This window comes from Pseudomonas sp. NFIX28, assembly GCF_900107395.1.
Classification (GTDB): Bacteria; Pseudomonadota; Gammaproteobacteria; order Pseudomonadales; family Pseudomonadaceae; genus Aquipseudomonas.
Genome location: NZ_FNPW01000002.1, coordinates 416557 through 432830, shown reverse-complemented (window position 1 = coordinate 432830; position 16274 = coordinate 416557). Strand labels below are relative to the sequence as shown.

General features: G+C 62.6%; 17 protein-coding genes. 6 read left to right on the top strand and 11 right to left on the bottom strand.

Going from position 1 to position 16274, the window contains the following annotated elements; genetic code table 11:
- Positions 1-5: 5 nt before the first annotated feature.
- Positions 6-470, top strand: coding sequence for a TIGR02444 family protein (locus BLV20_RS05470; protein ID WP_092298033.1), 465 nt, complete (start codon positions 6-8; stop codon positions 468-470).
- On the opposite strand, the gene BLV20_RS05465 is transcribed toward BLV20_RS05470, so the two are convergent.
- Positions 467-1621 carry an AlgP family protein gene (locus BLV20_RS05465; RefSeq protein WP_092298030.1) on the bottom strand — a complete coding sequence of 385 codons (1155 nt, stop codon included), beginning with the start codon at positions 1619-1621 and terminating at the stop codon, positions 467-469. The two genes, BLV20_RS05470 and BLV20_RS05465, sit on opposite strands and share 4 nt — an antisense overlap.
- A gap of 193 nt (positions 1622-1814) precedes the next feature.
- On the opposite strand from BLV20_RS05465, the gene BLV20_RS05460 reads away from it, so the two are divergent.
- Positions 1815-2480 carry an FKBP-type peptidyl-prolyl cis-trans isomerase gene (locus BLV20_RS05460; RefSeq protein WP_092298026.1) on the top strand — a complete coding sequence of 222 codons (666 nt, stop codon included), beginning with the start codon at positions 1815-1817 and terminating at the stop codon, positions 2478-2480.
- Between the two features lie 63 nt (positions 2481-2543).
- On the opposite strand, the gene rsd is transcribed toward BLV20_RS05460, so the two are convergent.
- From rsd to BLV20_RS05425, 7 genes are all read right to left on the bottom strand, one after another.
- Positions 2544-3002 (bottom strand): sigma D regulator, encoded by a 459-nt coding sequence (gene rsd, locus BLV20_RS05455; protein WP_092298023.1) that lies wholly within the window; start codon positions 3000-3002, stop codon positions 2544-2546.
- Between the two features lie 208 nt (positions 3003-3210).
- Positions 3211-3732 carry a disulfide bond formation protein B gene (locus tag BLV20_RS05450; RefSeq protein WP_092298020.1) on the bottom strand — a complete coding sequence of 174 codons (522 nt, stop codon included), beginning with the start codon at positions 3730-3732 and terminating at the stop codon, positions 3211-3213.
- Between the two features lie 164 nt (positions 3733-3896).
- Positions 3897-5135: a heme biosynthesis protein HemY gene (locus BLV20_RS05445; protein WP_092298017.1), complete on the bottom strand. Its 1239-nt coding sequence runs from the start codon at positions 5133-5135 to the stop codon at positions 3897-3899.
- Entirely contained in the window at positions 5132-6271 is a 1140-nt protein-coding gene (locus tag BLV20_RS05440; protein WP_092298014.1) for a uroporphyrinogen-III C-methyltransferase, read from the bottom strand. The genes BLV20_RS05445 and BLV20_RS05440 overlap by 4 nt, the downstream gene beginning before the upstream one ends.
- 17 nt (positions 6272-6288) lie before the next feature.
- Positions 6289-7056, bottom strand: a complete 768-nt coding sequence (locus BLV20_RS05435) for a uroporphyrinogen-III synthase (protein WP_092298011.1) — start codon at positions 7054-7056, stop codon at positions 6289-6291.
- Positions 7053-7994: a hydroxymethylbilane synthase gene (gene hemC / locus BLV20_RS05430; RefSeq protein WP_092298008.1), complete on the bottom strand. Its 942-nt coding sequence runs from the start codon at positions 7992-7994 to the stop codon at positions 7053-7055. Before hemC ends, BLV20_RS05435 begins: the two co-directional genes overlap by 4 nt.
- A gap of 140 nt (positions 7995-8134) precedes the next feature.
- Entirely contained in the window at positions 8135-8881 is a 747-nt protein-coding gene (locus BLV20_RS05425) for a LytR/AlgR family response regulator transcription factor (protein ID WP_016703190.1), read from the bottom strand.
- A gap of 592 nt (positions 8882-9473) precedes the next feature.
- Here BLV20_RS05425 and argH point away from each other — a divergent pair.
- Complete coding sequence (argH, locus tag BLV20_RS05420; RefSeq protein WP_092298005.1) at positions 9474-10868, top strand: argininosuccinate lyase; 1395 nt, start codon at positions 9474-9476, stop codon at positions 10866-10868.
- Positions 10869-10932: 64 nt separating this feature from the next.
- On the opposite strand, the gene BLV20_RS05415 is transcribed toward argH, so the two are convergent.
- A complete protein-coding gene (locus BLV20_RS05415) occupies positions 10933-11589 on the bottom strand; it encodes a glutathione S-transferase family protein (protein WP_092298001.1) in 657 nt (218 codons plus the stop codon).
- 125 nt (positions 11590-11714) lie between these two features.
- On the opposite strand from BLV20_RS05415, the gene BLV20_RS05410 reads away from it, so the two are divergent.
- The 3 genes from BLV20_RS05410 to BLV20_RS05400 all read left to right on the top strand — a co-directional run bounded on the left by BLV20_RS05410 (position 11715) and on the right by BLV20_RS05400 (position 15459).
- A complete protein-coding gene (locus BLV20_RS05410; protein ID WP_092297998.1) occupies positions 11715-12002 on the top strand; it encodes a hypothetical protein in 288 nt (95 codons plus the stop codon).
- Positions 12003-12188: 186 nt separating this feature from the next.
- A complete protein-coding gene (locus tag BLV20_RS05405; RefSeq protein ID WP_092297995.1) occupies positions 12189-12434 on the top strand; it encodes a TIGR02647 family protein in 246 nt (81 codons plus the stop codon).
- Between the two features lie 175 nt (positions 12435-12609).
- Positions 12610-15459 carry a class I adenylate cyclase gene (locus BLV20_RS05400; protein WP_092297992.1) on the top strand — a complete coding sequence of 950 codons (2850 nt, stop codon included), beginning with the start codon at positions 12610-12612 and terminating at the stop codon, positions 15457-15459.
- A gap of 17 nt (positions 15460-15476) precedes the next feature.
- Here BLV20_RS05400 and rnk read toward each other — a convergent pair whose 3' ends face one another.
- Positions 15477-15890: a nucleoside diphosphate kinase regulator gene (rnk, locus tag BLV20_RS05395; RefSeq protein WP_092297989.1), complete on the bottom strand. Its 414-nt coding sequence runs from the start codon at positions 15888-15890 to the stop codon at positions 15477-15479.
- 147 nt (positions 15891-16037) lie between these two features.
- The gene (locus BLV20_RS05390) at positions 16038-16271 is read right to left on the bottom strand and encodes a DUF1289 domain-containing protein (protein ID WP_092297986.1); all 234 of its coding nucleotides are present in this window, start codon (positions 16269-16271) and stop codon (positions 16038-16040) included.
- Positions 16272-16274 lie beyond the last annotated feature (3 nt).

The window sequence follows — 16274 nt, the reverse complement described above, 5'->3', positions numbered from 1 at the left end:
GCACTATGTCCTCTGACCTGTGGAGCTTCACCCTCAAGACCTACGCACACCCAGGCGTCGAAAGAGCCTGCCTGGACCTTCAGGCGGCCGGGGCCAATGTCTGTCTTTTGCTCTGCGCGGTCTGGCTCGGCACCCGCGGGGTGGCTTGCAACGCACAGCGCCTGCAACAGCTGCGAACCCTGGGCCAGCCCTGGCACGACGCCGTCGTCAGCCCGTTACGACAGCTGCGCACGCAATGGCGCCCGGCCGCGAGCGCGGATCCGCAATTGGCGGTGTTGCGTGAACAGGTCAAGGCATTGGAACTGGAAGCCGAACGGCAACTGCTGAGCCGCCTGCAAGCGCTGGCAGAGGGATGGCCGGAGGATGAAGCGCGGGATCTGGAGGACTGGCTGCAAGGATTGGCGGCCGAAGCCGCCAACCTCAACCGCGACGCGCTGCAGGCACTGCGCGTCGCGGTGACCGGCGCTTAGGAAGCGCTGGTTGGCGTGGTGCTGGCAGGAGCGGTTGGAGCCGAAACCGGCGCAGCCGCCGCTGCTGGAGCTGGCGAAGATACCGGTGCCGCAGGCTTGGCAGCCGGGATTGCCGGGGTAGCCGGCTTGGCGGCCGCAGGAGCGGTTGCCGGTTTGGCAGCAGCAGGCTTGGCTGCGGCTGGCTTCTTGGCAGCAGGTTTTGCAGCCGGTTTGGCCGCAGGTTTAGCCGCAGGTTTTGCCGCTGGTTTTGCAGCAGCAGGTTTAGCGGCGACTGGCTTGGCAGCGGCAGGTTTAGCCGCCGTCGCTGGCTTGGCTGCTGCCGGCTTGGCAGCGGGCTTGGCTGCAGGTTTGGCTGCTGCTTTCACCGGAGCTTTTGCCGCAGCTGGTTTGGCGGCTGGCTTGGCAGCTGGTTTTGCCGCTACGGATTTAGCCGCTGGCTTGGCCGCTGCAGTTTTGGCCGCTGGTTTTGCAGCGGGTTTTGCAGCCGGCTTGGCTGCAGGTTTCGCCGCGGCCGGTTTGGCAGCTGCTGTTTTCGCAGCAGGTTTGGCGACTGGCTTGGCAGGAGCTTTTGCAGCAGCCGGTTTAGCTGCTGGCTTGGCAGTTGCGGGCTTGGCGGCGGCGGTTTTTACGGCTGGCTTGGCAGCAGGTTTAGCGGCAGTTTTTACCGGTGCCTTGGCGGCAGGTTTGGCAGGAGCTTTTGCCGCTGGCTTGGCTGCGGCTTTCTGTGCTGGAGCGGCTGCCGGCTTGGCGGAGCGGGTGCTCAGTACTTTGGCTGCGGCTTCTTTCACACGGCCTACGCCCTGGGCCAGTTTCAGGCTTTCCTGAGCGTCGCGCTTGAGTTGCAGAATGTAGGCGCGGGTTTCGGATTGCCGTGCTTTAAGTGCATCGAGCAGGTCTTCAAGTTCTTTCACTGCGTCCTTGGCTTTGGCCTGGGCCTTGGCCTTGCCGGCCGCCGCAGCGTCCTGCAATTTAGTGCGCGACTTGTGCAGTTTTTCTTGTGCCTTACCGCGTTGCTTTTCCAGTTTGGCGAGCAGTTTCTCAGCATCAGCCAAGGCTTGGGAACAAGCGTTTTCCAAGTGTTCGAGCAGGCTGCTCGAAAGCTGCTGGAGCAAATGCAACGGAGTATTTACAGGCTTCTTATTGGCCGACATGGTTTACCTCCTGGCTGACGTGAGTTGCGGCTCATACTAGACCTCTGCTGCTACCGCCGCTAGGGCATGTTGACAGTATCGAATGCCATGCGTTGCAGAGGATCGAAAATGTTCTTCGCGCACAAGAAAGTTACTCACCAGCCGCCATATCCACACTGGCATAATCCACCTCATCTCAGGCCGGAGAACGCCCATGTCGCGTTACCTTTTTTTATCCTTGTGCGTGTTGTTACCACTGGCTCAGGCCGCCGAAGATTCGCAGAAAAACGATGCTCACGACCTCGCCTACAGCCTGGGTGCCAGCCTCGGCGAACGCCTGCGCCAGGAGGTCCCCGACTTGCAGATCCAGGCGTTGGTCGAAGGCTTGAAACAGGCCTACCAGGGCAAGCCGCTGGCCCTCAAGGATGAGCGCATCGAACAGATCCTTGCCCAGCACGAAGCGCAGGTTGGCGAGCAAGCGGACAAGCCGCGAATCGAAGTGGCGCTGGAAAACGAACAACGTTTTCTCTCGGCCGAAAAAAACCGCCCGGGTGTACGCGAACTGGAAAACGGCATCCTGCTCACCGAGCTGGCGCCCGGCAACGGAGCCCGGCCGGGCCCCAATGGTTCGGTACAGGTTCGCTACACCGGGCGCCTGCCTGACGGCACGGTGTTCGACCAAAACCAGCAGCCGCAGTGGTTTCGCCTGGACAGCGTGATCGCTGGATGGCGCAGCGCCCTGCCACAGATGCCGACGGGCGCGAAGTGGCGCCTGGTGATTCCTTCGGCCCAGGCCTACGGCGCCGACGGTGCGGGCGACCTGATTGCGCCTTACACGCCACTGGTGTTTGAAATCGAGCTGCTCGGGACCACCGGCTAGGGTGACGCAGAAACGAAAAACGGCGCGCAATGCGCACCGTTTCGGTAACTCTCAAGCTACAAGTCAGGCCTGAACGGCGGCCTCTTCCTTGTGAGCGTTGTGCAGCACTTCGATCAGGCAATCTTCCAGTTCGAAACGCTCATGCAGCAGGCCGCCCAGTTCCTTGAACTTCTCCGCCACGCATTTTCCTTCGTCGCACAGGTCGTTGAACGCCAGCAGCTTTTCGGTGATGACATCGATCCGTGGATAAATGGTTTCGGCCAGCTCAAGCCCGCGCTTGTCATTGAAGGCCTTGGCCTCGCCGGTCAGCTGTTCGTAGATTTCGAAGTGCCCGGCGGAAACGTAATCGACCAGGATCCCGCAGAACTCTTGCAGCGGTTGTCGATTTTCAGCCAACGTCTCAGGCTCCTCGCCGAGAGCATCATAGGCCCGAACCAGTTCGTGACGCTCCTGCAACCAGCGATCGATCAGCAGATGCACTCCACCCCAGCGTTCCTGAGCATTCTGACAACTTTCGAGCATGGCGATCTCTCTTCCCTTATGGGTCATGCCGCTCTGAATCCGCCACTGGACTGAACATCGATATCCGGCCAGGCAGAACAGCATCGAGCAACGTAATTGCAGTGATACGTGCGGGCCAGATTATGCCCGCTCGACAAGCGCTTCAAGGTACGCAGGAGATAAAGTTCATACAAGTGTTTAATCTTGCGCCCCTTCGCAAATCGACGTCCTATGCCCCGGCCGCCCTGCGCCGGCTTCGCGGCAGAAGACGCAACAGCCGATAGGCACTCAAAATCATCACACCGATGAAAAACAGCAGGCTCCACTCCGCGGCGCTCATGTCCAGCAGCGTCCAGGTCACATGCGCGCACTGCGCAGTCCCGGTGAAAACCAACTGCAGCGCCCGCCCCCAAGACAGATTGCCAAGCATGAACGGCATGTCTGGCAAGCACGCCAGCAACTGATCCGAAGGAATATTCTGCAGCAGCACATGGCGCCCTGCCGTAACGACACCCGCCAGGCTGCAGAACAGTTCCAGCAGCCAATACAGGGCACTTGCCGGGTATTGTGGGCCATGCAGCACCGCAACCAGACTGATCGAGGTCAACAGCAGTACGAAGAAACGTTGCAGCACCCACAACAGGCAAGGCTCGAGCCCAACCCGGGATTCCAGGTGAAACGAAGCCCACAGGGCCAAGGCACCGGTAAACAACACAAGGGAGAACAGCAAGCGTGAGCCGGCCAGCGACATGGTGTATCCACAACGGAAGAAACAGGCAGCCACGGTAGAGAAAGCGCTCGGCCCTTTCAAGGCGCGACCTGACAAGACCGGACGCGATTAAAGGGCCATAGTGGCCTGATCGGAAGATTTTTGAAGGGTGGGCCGCCCCTCTCGGGCCGGCCCAACCCTGCGGTTCAGACCCTGGCGGGCACCGGCAAGGGCGATGCCAGCAGGCGCTCGTCCAACAGCCCCAGGCCTTCCTGGAACAGTTGGTTGCTGCGCTCGGTATCGCCCAACTGTGCCAACAGTCGCGCCAGCTCGGCGCAGGCCTCAGGGTTGCGTTGCAGGCGCAGGCTGCTTTCCAGGTAGTCCCGCGCCTTGCCCCAGAGGCTGGTTTGCAGGCACAGACGCCCCAAAGTTAGCAGCAAGCTCGGATCGTTCGGATGGTCCTTCAGCCACTGCTCGGCGAATTGCAACTGCCGCGCCGGATCACTGCCACGCAGCAAACCGTACAGCCGCGCCAGATGGCTGTCGTACTTGCGCTTGAGCGCGACACGCAGCACCTCTTCGGCCTCGGCCTCGGCGCCCAGTTGCCGCAGTTGCTCGGCGTAGGCCAGCACCAGTTGCGGCTCCTGGCGTTGCGCCGCGGTCAATTGCTGCCAGGCGCGATTGAGCGATTGCAGGCCAGCCGCGCCGTCTTCTTCGCGATGCGCCGCGAGCGTCAGGTTCTCGCCCCAGGCACGACGCTCCAGCTCGGCCAGTTCGCTGGCGGGCAGGACCTTGTCCTTGCGCAGTTCGGGCAGCAGGCGAATCACCGCCGACCAGTCGCCCCGTTGCTGATGCAGGCGCTGCAGCTGTCGCAGCACCTGGACGCTGTGCGGATGACGCTCGTGCATGGCTTGCAGGGTGCTCAGGGCGCCTTCGGTGTCTCCCCGGTCGGTCTGCAACTGGGCATGGCTCAAGGCAACCGCCAGCTCGGCCTGGGGTTGGCGCTCGAGGGCACGCTCCAGCAGGCTGTCGCACTGCTCGTAGTTTCCCAGCTCGTTAGCCGCCCGCGCTGCGCCGAGGTAATACAGCAGAGGCTGGCGTTCGGCTTCCGCGGCACGATGCAAATGCTTCTGGGCATTGGCCCAGCGGCCTTCGGCAAGGTCCATCTGGCCTTGCTCGATGGCAATCTGCACGCGCCGGCTGCGGTTGCGTCGCGACCAGGGATTGACCACGCCGCTGGAGGTCATCACCAGCTCGATCAACACCTTGATACCCCAAATCACCAGCCAGATCACCGCAATCAGTGCCAAGGTCGCCCACAGGCTCGACTCATAGCGGAAGCTGTCATAGGCAATCAGGACGTACCCGGAATGCTCGGCAATCGCCAACCCCAGCAATCCCGAGGCGGCGATCACCAGGAACAGAATCACATACAGGCGCTTCATGGACTGGTCTCCTGCGGGGCATTCGCAGCAGGTTTGGCCAGTGGCTTCACCGACTCCTCGGCGCTCAGGTTGCGCCGCTCCAGATAGGCCTGAACCGCGCCCAGGGCGTTGGTCAGGTCTGGCGTCTGCACGGTAACCGGCTGCTTGCTCAGCTCGGACACGCGCTCCAGCATCAGCTTGCTCTGCGGATTGTCCTGATTGAAGTTGCCCTTCAATACGTCACGGGCTTCCGCCAGCGCCTGGGTATACACCGGCGCCTGGCCATTCAGCGCAGCCCACTGGGCCTGCTCCAGGGCCAGGCTCAAGGCCAGGCGCACCTGTGTCAGGCTTTGACCGGCGAGCAACGGCCGCACGTTCTTGTCCGCATTGAAATCGATACGAATGTAACGCGAGATCTGATCCCACCATTGCGCCCAGCGGCTCGCGCCATCGCCATCGGCGGTCAGCCCCAGCAGCGAATCGCCGCGGTCGCGGTACTCAGGAGCCAGCTCTGTCAGCTCGACCACCTGGTCGCGCAGCGCGCCCAGCTGCAGGAACAGCCCGGTGCGATCCGGCTGCTCGGTGCTGCGCAGGGCCGCAAGGCTCTTGGCCAACTGCTCGCGGGCGGCGAACGAACCCGGGTCATTCTGCTCGCGCAGGATCTCGTCGGCACCCTGCACCAGGGCCAGGGCGCTGCTGATGTCCTGCAGGGCCGAAAGACGCAGGCTGGCCAGGCGCAACAGATGCTCCGCCTCGGCCAGACGCCAGTCCTTGCGGCTGGCGCCCAGCACGCTCTCGAGCTTCTGATTGAGCCGCTGCTGGTCGCCCTGCAATTGCGCGACCAGGCGGCGGCGCTCTTCCAGTTCATTAGCCGCCGGCAACTGCTCCAGGCGCTCGGCCAGGCGCTGCCCGTTGAGCTTCAGGCTCTGGGCCTCGTCGCTCAGGGCCTGCAATTGTCCCAGCTGCTGTTGATTGTTGGCCTGCAGGCTGCGCACCTGCCAGACACCCCAGCCGCCGGCAGCGACACCGGCCGCCCCCAGCAGCAGGGCGAGGATCGCCAACCCGTTGCCACGGCGTTGCGGGGCAGGGGTTGCGGGTTCAGCCGGCGCATCGATTGCTGGCTGGACATCATCTTTAGGCAAGGCTGTTTCGCTCACGTATCCATCCTTTGCGTTTAGAGAACGGGCACGGGTTGCTCCCGTAACGCCGTTAGCAAGGCCGCGGCGCTGGCGCCACGACAATCCACAACTTTATCGGCCCCGGCGGCACGCGCCATCTCGGCGACGCGGGGGCTCGGTACAAACAACGGCAGCCGTGCCACTTGCGGCCAGGCCTCGCCGGCCAATCGCTGCAAGTGCTCGAAACCCTGCCCACTGCTGACCACCAGCCCATTCAAGCGTTCCGCTTGGATGCGTTGCATCAGGACCCCATCGGCGTAATGCGGCAGGTCGCGGCGGTACAGTTCCAGATAATCGACACTAGCACCTTGGCCGCGCAAGCGCTCAGCCAGCAGCTCGCGACCGCCTTGCCCACGCACGATCAGCACCCGCGGGTCAGGGCGCGCAATAGCCTCGCGCAACTGGGGAAGTTCAAGCAAGGCTTCGCTGTCATCGCCTTGCTCGGGGAAAAAGACCAACAGCCCATGATCGGCCAGGATCTGCGCCGTGGCGGCGCCCACGCTGAACCAGCGCTGGCTCGGTGGCCGCGGCCAGAACTGCTCGAGCAGTTGCACGGCCATTCGCGCGGCCGGCTTGCTGACCACGATCACCGCGCAATACAGCTGCAGCTCAAGCATCCGGGCGCGCTGGGTTTCGCCTAAAGGCAGGGCTGCGATTTCCAGCAACGGCAGGCTGCTGCTGAACACCCCCGCTTCGCCCAGGGTCTCAGCCAGCAGCACCGACTCGTCCGTGGGCCGGGTCAGCAGCACACGCCAGTCGCTCACTCTTCGCCGGCCTCGCCATAGACTGCGCGCAGGATATCGTCGGCCCCCTGAGCCAGCAGGTCGTCCGCAACCTGCACGCCAAGTGCCGTCGCCGCAGTGCGCGGGGCACGGGCCTCGGCGCTGAGCAGCACGCCGCCACTCGGTTCGCCGACCAGGCCACGCAGCCACAGCTGGTCGCCTTCGAGCACCGCATAGCAGGCGATCGGTACCTGGCAGCCGCCATTCAGATGTTTGTTGAGGGCCCGCTCGGCGGTAACCCGGTCTGCCGTATCGGCATGATGCAGCGGCGCCAGCAGCCCATGGATCTCGCTGTCGGCCGTGCGGCATTCGATGCCCACCGCGCCCTGGCCACCAGCGGGAAGGCTGTCGTCGACACTGATGGAGGAGCTGATGCGGTCTTCGAAGCCAAGGCGGATCAGGCCCGCAGCGGCCAGGATAATGGCGTCGTACTCACCGGCGTCGAGCTTGGCCAGGCGAGTATTGACGTTGCCGCGCAGGAAACGGATCTGCAGGTCCGGACGACGAGCCAGCAGTTGCGCCTGGCGACGCAGGCTGGAGGTGCCCACCACGCTGCCCGCGGGCAGATCGTCAAGGCTGGAGTAGGTATTGGAAACAAAGGCGTCGCGCGGGTCTTCACGCTCGCAGATGCAGAACAGGCCCAGGCCTTCGGGGAAGTCCATCGGCACGTCTTTCATCGAGTGCACGGCGATATCCGCTTCGTTCTCCAGCAGCGCGGTTTCCAGTTCCTTGACGAACAACCCTTTGCCGCCGATTTTCGACAACGGTGAATCAAGCAGCTTGTCGCCGCGACTGACCATGGGCACCAGCGTCACGATCAACCCCGGGTGAGCGGCTTCCAGACGAGCCTTGACGTATTCGGCTTGCCACAAGGCCAAGGCACTTTTGCGAGTAGCGATGCGGATTTCGCGAGAGGACATGGATCAATCCGTACTGAAGAAAATACGGCAGATGATAACAGCTCAGCCAAATCAGCTTTGATTTGTATCAGGAAGCGCAGCCCCTCCCCGGCCGCAGGAACCTCCCGGGCGGATGCGTTTCCCGCCCGGCCGCCCTGGTTCTAGAGCTGTTGCATCATCTTGCGTACACCGGCCACATGCCGTCGGCTGACGATCAGCGCATCACCGTTGAGCCCCTTGAGAAACAGCTGGAAATGCCCCAGCGGCGTACGCTGCAGGCGTTCGATGCGCTCGCGGGCCACCAGGGCGTTGCGATGGATGCGCACGAAACGCTCGCCGAACTCATCTTCCAGCGCCTTCAGGGGTTCATCCAGCAGGACTTCCCCGCTCTCATGGCGCAGGGTCACGTATTTGTGGTCGGCAATGAAATAGACGACCTGATCCAACGGGATCAGCTCGATGCCTTTGCGGGTGCGCGCACTGATATGGCTGCGGGGGCCGCTACCGCTTTCGGCAGCGGGCCGGGTCAGGGCCGCCAACTGGACCCTGTTGGGACGGTCGGCCTTTTTCAACGCTTCGAGCAGATGCTCGGAACGCACCGGTTTGAGCAGGTGCCCTACCTCGCTGACATCAAAAGCCTCGAGGGCGAATTCATCGGGGGCGGCACAAAACACCACGGCTGGCGGCGCCTCACGCTCGCATAAGCGGGCGGCGACCTGCAGGCCATCGAGACCCGGCATGCGGATGTCGAGAAGCACGATATCCGGCTTCAGGCTGTCGATCAGGGCCAATGCCTCTTCGCCATTGGTGGCGCTGGGCTCCAGGACACTGTATCCCTCAAGCTCACTGACCATCCGGCTCAGTCGCTCGCGGGCTAGGGGTTCGTCATCAACGATCAGGACATTCATATTGCGCTGGATTCCTGCGTGAGTCTCGCACAAGGATAGCGTAGACAGGTGAAGTGACGTCCGTCACGGCGATCCACGCTAAGACTAGTGCGAGGGCCAAAAAGTGCCCTACGAGAAGCACCATTATTTACCCGGGCCTGCTCGACACCGTTCAGGGCCCGCCACTGCACGACATGGTCATGGGGACTGCTGATACAAGACACAAACACCCCCCTTTCTTATAGTCGGCTTCCACCCCGACCGCCTCCCTCGCAAATCGCGAGGTGGCATCGAGACCGGAGCGCATGCGACAACGGTTGTGTGATCAGCGACCAGCTCGATGGAATTTCCGAGATTGCGCTGTTCCTTCAGTCCAACTGTAGACGGTTGCCAAGACGATATTGCTCAATCGAGAAATATCGTTACATCACCACTCGCACCCCGCCTTCGCTCGCCTAGTCTCTGCGCGCCCAAGGGCAGCGACAAGCGCCCCGCGGGCCCGCGACGGAAATAAAAACCTGCCGACCGGCGCCAGCTACAGGATTGGCAACCCTGTTATTATCCGCGGCAACTTTTCACCTCATTTCCCTTCCAGCCGATCACGAGCGAATTCATGAGCACTGACAAGACCAATCAGTCCTGGGGCGGCCGCTTCAGTGAGCCCGTCGACGCCTTCGTCGCCCGCTTTACCGCCTCCGTCACCTTCGACCAGCGCCTCTATCGTCACGACATCATGGGCTCGATCGCCCACGCCACCATGCTGGCCAAGGTCGGTGTGCTGACCGATGCCGAACGCGACAGCATCATCGACGGCCTGAAAACCATCCAGGGTGAAATCGAGGCGGGCACTTTCGACTGGCGCGTCGACCTGGAAGACGTGCACATGAACATCGAAGCGCGCCTGACCGACCGCATCGGCGTCACCGGCAAAAAGCTGCACACCGGCCGTAGCCGCAACGACCAGGTCGCCACCGATATCCGCCTGTGGCTGCGTGACGAAATCGACCTGATCCTGGCGGAAATCACTCGCCTGCAAAAAGGCCTGCTGGAGCAGGCCGAGCGCGAAGCCGGCACCATCATGCCGGGCTTCACCCACCTGCAAACCGCGCAGCCTGTGACCTTCGGGCATCACATGCTGGCCTGGTTCGAGATGCTCAGCCGCGATTACGAGCGCCTGGTCGACTGCCGCAAGCGCACCAACCGCATGCCCCTGGGCAGCGCCGCTCTGGCCGGTACCACCTACCCGATCGATCGCGAGCTGACCTGCCAGCTGCTGGGCTTCGACGCCGTCGGCGGCAACTCGCTGGACAACGTGTCTGATCGCGATTTCGCCATTGAGTTCTGCGCCGCGGCCAGCGTGGCCATGATGCACCTGTCGCGCTTCTCCGAAGAGCTGGTGCTGTGGACCAGCGCGCAGTTCCAGTTCATCGATCTGCCTGACCGTTTCTGCACCGGCAGCTCGATCATGCCGCAGAAGAAGAACCCCGACGTTCCAGAGCTGGTTCGTGGCAAGAGCGGTCGCGTATTCGGCGCCCTGATGGGCCTGTTGACCCTGATGAAGGGCCAGCCCCTGGCCTACAACAAGGACAACCAGGAAGACAAGGAACCGCTGTTCGACGCCGCCGACACCCTGCGCGACTCGCTGCGCGCCTTCGCCGACATGATCCCGGCGATCAAGCCCAAGCACGCGATGATGCGCGAAGCGGCGTTGCGCGGCTTCTCCACCGCCACCGACCTGGCGGACTACCTGGTGCGCCGCGGCCTGCCATTCCGTGATTGCCACGAGATCGTTGGCCACGCGGTGAAGTACGGCGTGGAAACCGGCAAGGACCTGGCGGAAATGAGCCTGGAAGAATTGCGCAAGTTCAGCGATCAGATCGACCAGGACGTGTTTGCCGTGCTGACCCTCGAAGGCTCGGTCAACGCCCGTGACCACATCGGTGGCACCGCCCCGGCTCAGGTCAGGGCTGCAGTGGTTCGCGGCCAGGCGCTACTGGCCAGCCGCTAAAAGCCAGCGCGAGCAAGCAACATTCCCAACGTTGCTTGCCCGCAGTCAGCGACCTGAAACCTTCCTACTTCTTGCTGGCGATCATCGCCAGGAACTGCGGCATCGCCGCATCTTTATCCGCCGCCACCCGCTGCACGTTGGGCATCTGCTCCAGTCGCGCCATCAAGGCTTTGGCTGCCGGTATCTGCGCCAGCAAATCCACACCGAACACTTTCTGCCCCACTGCGCAGGCCAGGCTCACGCTGTACAGGAAATACAGGTCCGCCACACTCAGGCTGCCGCCCGCCACATAAGGGGCGAACTTGCCGTGCCTGGCCAGTGAGGCGAACCCCAGCAGCAATTCGTTGCGGGACTTTTCCTTGATGGCTTCAGGCACTGCCGTCCCAAAAAATGCCTCGCCGTAACAGGCGCGTGCCGGCAGTTCGATGTAAAGCTCGATTTCCTTGGCCAGCGCCAGCACCTGGGCGCGCTCGAACGGGTCGCTTGGCAACAAGGCAGGCCCTGGCTGGCTTTCGAGGTATTCGAGGATCACGCTGGTTTCATTGATAAAGCCCTGCTCCACCCCAAGCACCGGCACTTTGCTGCGCGGGCTGATGGCCAATGCCTCGGGGCTTTGCCCGGCATAGAACGGCACTTCTTCGAAGGGCAGACCTTTTTCCAGCAATGCCAGTTTCACCATGTTGTAGTAATTGCTGACGGCGAATCCATAAAGCTTGAGCATCACGCAGCCTCCAGGCCGGGTACGGGGTTGGCAGCCACTTTTATAGATCCTCGGCAGCCGACTGGCCAGCAGCATCAGGCTCCTGAATACAGGTAGACTGGCGACCTTTCCTTGAGGAGCCTGCCATGAGCGAGCCAACCCAGCACGACGATAACGACGATGAAGAGTTCGCCGAAAACACCCTGATCGAAGCGATCGAAAACCAGATCGAAAGCGACAACCCGCCAGCGGCCAGGGCCACTTTCAACAAGCTGACCCTGGTCGGCTACGAGCGTGACGAAATCCTCAACCTCATGGCTCACGTCCTGGCAGTGGAAATCGACGCGATCCTCGAAGAAGACCGCGCGTTCGATACCCAATGGTACGAAGCCGCCCTGCGTGCGCTGCCCGAGCTGCCGCCCGAGAAGAAATAAGCCCCGCCCCGCCTCGCGCCGCGACCCGCCGGCGCGATTGCGACCCTTGGCTACACTGATTTGCGCCCTGCGGCCAAATACCGCCGCCCAGAGGCGTAAAAGTCCGCAGCGGACACTGGACAGGCTGCGCAACTGCGGTCACCTTAAGGACGCTGTCGTCTAATTCCTAGAAAGTCTGGAGTCCTTATGTCGTATACCCCTGAGTTGGTTGCCGAACTGGAAATCCTTGCACTCTTCAACCTGGACAGTTCCCAGGAAGGCCTGAAAATCCATCAGACCGCTGCCCCCCAAGCCATCGCCGCCGCACAACGCCTGTTCGAGAAAGAGCTCATTACCCAGCCCGATGGTGGTTACCTGACCAGCCTGGGCCGCGATGCCGCCGAGCATGCCCAAGGCCTGCTGACCATCCTGACAGTCAAAGAAGCCGCCTGACCGCTCTCCCCTACAGCCCTCGGAATCCCCGCCTGTCGGATTCCGCGGGCAAGCTCCAAGCGGACGTTGGGAATCTGACGTCAAAAATCAAATTCAGCTTAAGACTCGCCCTCGACTGGCTGTAAACTCCTTCGCATCCATGCCTCCCACGTTCAAGCTTCGCGAGCCTGTTTGAATGACCCGCACCCATGAAATCCGCCCAGATCTGGACGAGGGAATCGATCGCAAGGTTCTCAGCCAACTGCGCGCGCGCTTTCTCAAGCTCAACGAAGGGCGCCTGGGCCGGGCCATGGAGGGGTTGTCGCCACGCCAGCAACTGGTGCTCAACCTGTTGCCGCTGTTCTTTCACGTCAACCACCCGTTATTGCCGGGTTACGTGTCGGGTGCTACACCGGCCGGGCTGTCGAACTATGAGCCCGATACGCCCACGCTCAACGAAGCCCAGCGCCTGACCCGCTCGTTTTCCTACAAGGCTCGGCCAAGCAATGCGCCGCGTCCTATCCATGGTCTGTTCCTGATGGGCAGCCTGGGTACTCTGGCCCAGGCCGACCAGAGCGATATGGACGTGTGGGTCTGCCATGCGCCCGACCTCGGCGAAAATGAACTCGCCGAGCTGCGCAAGAAGTGCCTGCTGCTGGAAACCTGGGCTGCCGGCCAGGGCGCCGAGGCGCATTTCTTCCTGATCGACCCGAGCCGCTTTGTCCGTGGCGATCGCGACACCCAATTGAGTTCGGACGACTGCGGCACCACCCAGCACTACCTGCTGCTGGACGAGTTCTATCGCACGGCGATCTGGCTGGCCGGGCGCACACCGCTGTGGTGGCTGGTACCGGTGTACGAAGAAGCCCGCTATCAGGAATACACCCATACGCTGCTGTCCAAACGCTTCATCCGCGCCGATGAAAACCTCGATCTTGGCCATCTGGCCCATATCCCGCCGGGCGAATTCATCGGCGCCGGACTCTGGCAGCTGTTCAAGGGCATCGAGTCGCCCTACAAGTCCGTACTCAAACTGCTGCTGACCGAGGTCTATGCCAGCGAGCATCCCCGGGTGGAATGCCTGAGCCTGCGCTTCAAGCAGGCGGTGTTCGCCAACCGCCTGGACCTCGACGAGCTGGACCCGTACATCGTGGTCTACCGACGCATCGAGGAATACCTCAAGGCCCGTGGCGAGCCGGAGCGCCTGGAACTGGTACGGCGCAGCCTGTATTTGAAGGTCAACCGCAAGCTCACCGGCCATAACGGCGCGCGTAATCCGGGCTGGCAGCGCTCGCTGCTCGAACGGCTGGCCCATGAATGGGGCTGGGATCAACGCCAACTGGCGATGCTCGACAGCCGCAGCCAGTGGAAAGTCCGCCAGGTCAGCGCCGAACGCCGGGCCCTGGTCAACGAACTGAACTACAGCTACCGCTTCCTGACCCAGTTCGCCCGTACCGAGCAGACCCTCGGGCTGATCAACAAGCGCGACCTGAATGTCCTCGGCCGCCGGCTGTATGCCGCCTTCGAGCGCAAGGCTGGCAAGATCGAGTTCATCAACCCCGGCATCGCCCCGGACCTGGCCGAAGACACCCTGACCCTGGTCCAGTCGCCCAACAAGAAAGAGCCGGGGCAAACCCATTGGGGCCTGTACAACGGCAGCCTGAATGCCCTGGAGTGGGAACACTTCGCGCCGATCAAGCGCAGCCGCGAACTGCTGGAACTGCTGACCTGGTGCCATCGCAACGGCGTGATCGACAGCAGCACGCGCCTGGCGCTGCATCCGGGCAGCAGCGACCTGAGCGAGTTCGAGCTGTTCAACCTGCTGGGCAGCCTGCAACAGACCATTGCCCTGCCCCTGGGCACCGTCAGCGAAGAGCGCCTGCTGCACACCAGCGTGCCCAGCGAGGTGCTGATCCTGGTGAATGTGGGCCGCGATCCGCTCAAGCATCACCGCGACCTGAACATCCTGATGACCACTGAGCGCACCGATTCCCTGAGCTACGCCGGGGTGCGGGAAAACCTGGTGCTGACCCTCGACCAAGTGACACTCACCAGCTGGAACGAAGTCCTGGTAGGCCGTTACGACGGCACCCATGCCCTGCTCGACTGCTTGCGCGACTACCTCAACAGCCTGCCGCGCGGCCTCGAACAACCGAGACTGAGGGTCCGCTGCTTTTGCCACAACCGGGCCCAGTTCATCGCCCAGCGCGTCGAAGAGCTGTTCGACATGGCGCAGAACCTGCTGCTCAGCCAGCTCAACCACCGCTATCTGATCCAGGTGCAGCAGCATTACCACGTGCTGGAGCTGGTGCCGGGCCAGGTCAATCATGTGGCACTGGCCAGCCTGCCGGCGCTGATCGACTACCTTGGCGAAGAACAATCGAGCTACAGCCCGCTGCACCTGGACCCAATGGCCCTGGAAGAGCACGACCTGGCCCTGATCCTGCCGATGGGCCAGCCCGATTGCATCCAGGTGTTCTACCGCGTCGTCGAGGCCCAAGCCGAGTTGTACGTGCTGGATGAATTCGATGCGCTCTGGCAGCAACGCCTGCCTTATCACGACGAACAAAGCCTGCTGGTTCCCCTGCAACGCTTCCTGCAGTCGATCCTCTACCGGCGCGATGCCCAACTGCCGATGGATGCCGCGCAAGCCCTGGTCCCGCTGGACATTTTGTATTACCAGATATTGCCCTCAGGCGGCACAAGGGCCCGCCGGGTCGAGCCGCGCCCGATGCCGCAGACACCGGCGAACAAGCCGTTCTATGACGTGCAGGGGATTATCGGCAAGGCCGCACCGGGACAGGTGCAGGTCACCCTGTATTGCAATCAACGGGAGTTTTCCGAGCTGGAGCATGGCAACCAGCTGTTTGCCGCGGTCGCCCAGGAGATCGTTGGCCAGCGTCACGCAACCGAACGCTATCGCTGCTACATCACCGACCTGGACCTGTCGGGCCTGCTCGGCGACCACCACGGCTCAAGCAATCTTTACCTGCGCTACAAGGCGGACCTGGAGCGCGCCTTGAACGACGCGCTCGAGCAGGTCTAGCCGGTCAGGAGTAGCGGTCAGAGGTGAAAGTCGCCAGCCGCCTCGGGTTGGTATTCCACTTCCAGCAAGGTCAGTTTCAGGGTCTTGCCGCCGGGGGCCGGCCAGTCGATGTACTGCCCGACCTGCAAGCCGAGCAAGGCGCTGCCCACCGGCGCCAGGATCGAGATCCGGCCTTCGTCGGCATTGGCGTCCTGTGGATACACCAACGTCAGGTGATAGTCCTTGCCGCTGCCCTCTTCGCGGCAATGCACACGCGAATTCATGGTCACGACACCGGCTGGGACTTCATCGTGGCCCACCAGGGTTTCAGCGCGATCCAGCTCGGTCTGCAGCGCAATGACGCCAGGCAGCGTGTCGTCCAGGCTGTCGATCAGGCGCTCCAGACGCTGTACGTCGAGGCGGGTGAGAATGATGGAAGGTGCGGTGCTCATGATCCAGGCAGACTCCTTTTTTCGGCACAAAAAAGCAAAACCCCATCCAGATAGGACGGGGTTTTCACTGGCCTCGATGTGGCGAGGCGTAACCGGACACTACCACAGCAGCACAAATAAACAAGCCGCCGGGCTTCCGTGCCTGCGCTAGCCCAGGCCGGGCGCCGCCGCCCGCTTGCGCTCCAGCGCCTGGCGGCAGATCACTCGCCGTCGCTCGTCGTCCGCCGAGCGCCATTCGCGAATGTCTTCGACATGCCGGAAACAGCCCTTGCAGACTTTTGCCTCATCCAGCCGGCACAGGCTGACGCAGGGCGAGGCCACCGCCGGGCTGACGTTGCTGTACAGCGGCTTGGGCGGGCGCGCGGCGGCGGTCTGCGTCACGGT

What these genes read in the sequence shown, in the direction of transcription:
- BLV20_RS05465 (WP_092298030.1), bottom strand. Translation starts at nt 1,621, where the DNA reads ATGTCGGCCAATAAGAAGCCTGTAAATACTCCGTTGCATTTGCTCCAG.
- BLV20_RS05425 (WP_016703190.1), bottom strand. Translation starts at nt 8,881, where the DNA reads ATGAATGTCCTGATCGTTGATGACGAACCCCTAGCCCGCGAGCGACTG.
- BLV20_RS05450 (WP_092298020.1), bottom strand. Translation starts at nt 3,732, where the DNA reads ATGTCGCTGGCCGGCTCACGCTTGCTGTTCTCCCTTGTGTTGTTTACC.
- BLV20_RS05400 (WP_092297992.1), top strand. Translation starts at nt 12,610, where the DNA reads ATGACCCGCACCCATGAAATCCGCCCAGATCTGGACGAGGGAATCGAT.
- BLV20_RS05415 (WP_092298001.1), bottom strand. Translation starts at nt 11,589, where the DNA reads ATGCTCAAGCTTTATGGATTCGCCGTCAGCAATTACTACAACATGGTG.
- rnk (WP_092297989.1), bottom strand. Translation starts at nt 15,890, where the DNA reads ATGAGCACCGCACCTTCCATCATTCTCACCCGCCTCGACGTACAGCGT.
- BLV20_RS05470 (WP_092298033.1), top strand. Translation starts at nt 6, where the DNA reads ATGTCCTCTGACCTGTGGAGCTTCACCCTCAAGACCTACGCACACCCA.
- BLV20_RS05410 (WP_092297998.1), top strand. Translation starts at nt 11,715, where the DNA reads ATGAGCGAGCCAACCCAGCACGACGATAACGACGATGAAGAGTTCGCC.
- BLV20_RS05405 (WP_092297995.1), top strand. Translation starts at nt 12,189, where the DNA reads ATGTCGTATACCCCTGAGTTGGTTGCCGAACTGGAAATCCTTGCACTC.
- argH (WP_092298005.1), top strand. Translation starts at nt 9,474, where the DNA reads ATGAGCACTGACAAGACCAATCAGTCCTGGGGCGGCCGCTTCAGTGAG.
- BLV20_RS05460 (WP_092298026.1), top strand. Translation starts at nt 1,815, where the DNA reads ATGTCGCGTTACCTTTTTTTATCCTTGTGCGTGTTGTTACCACTGGCT.
- rsd (WP_092298023.1), bottom strand. Translation starts at nt 3,002, where the DNA reads ATGCTCGAAAGTTGTCAGAATGCTCAGGAACGCTGGGGTGGAGTGCAT.
- hemC (WP_092298008.1), bottom strand. Translation starts at nt 7,994, where the DNA reads ATGTCCTCTCGCGAAATCCGCATCGCTACTCGCAAAAGTGCCTTGGCC.
- BLV20_RS05445 (WP_092298017.1), bottom strand. Translation starts at nt 5,135, where the DNA reads ATGAAGCGCCTGTATGTGATTCTGTTCCTGGTGATCGCCGCCTCGGGA.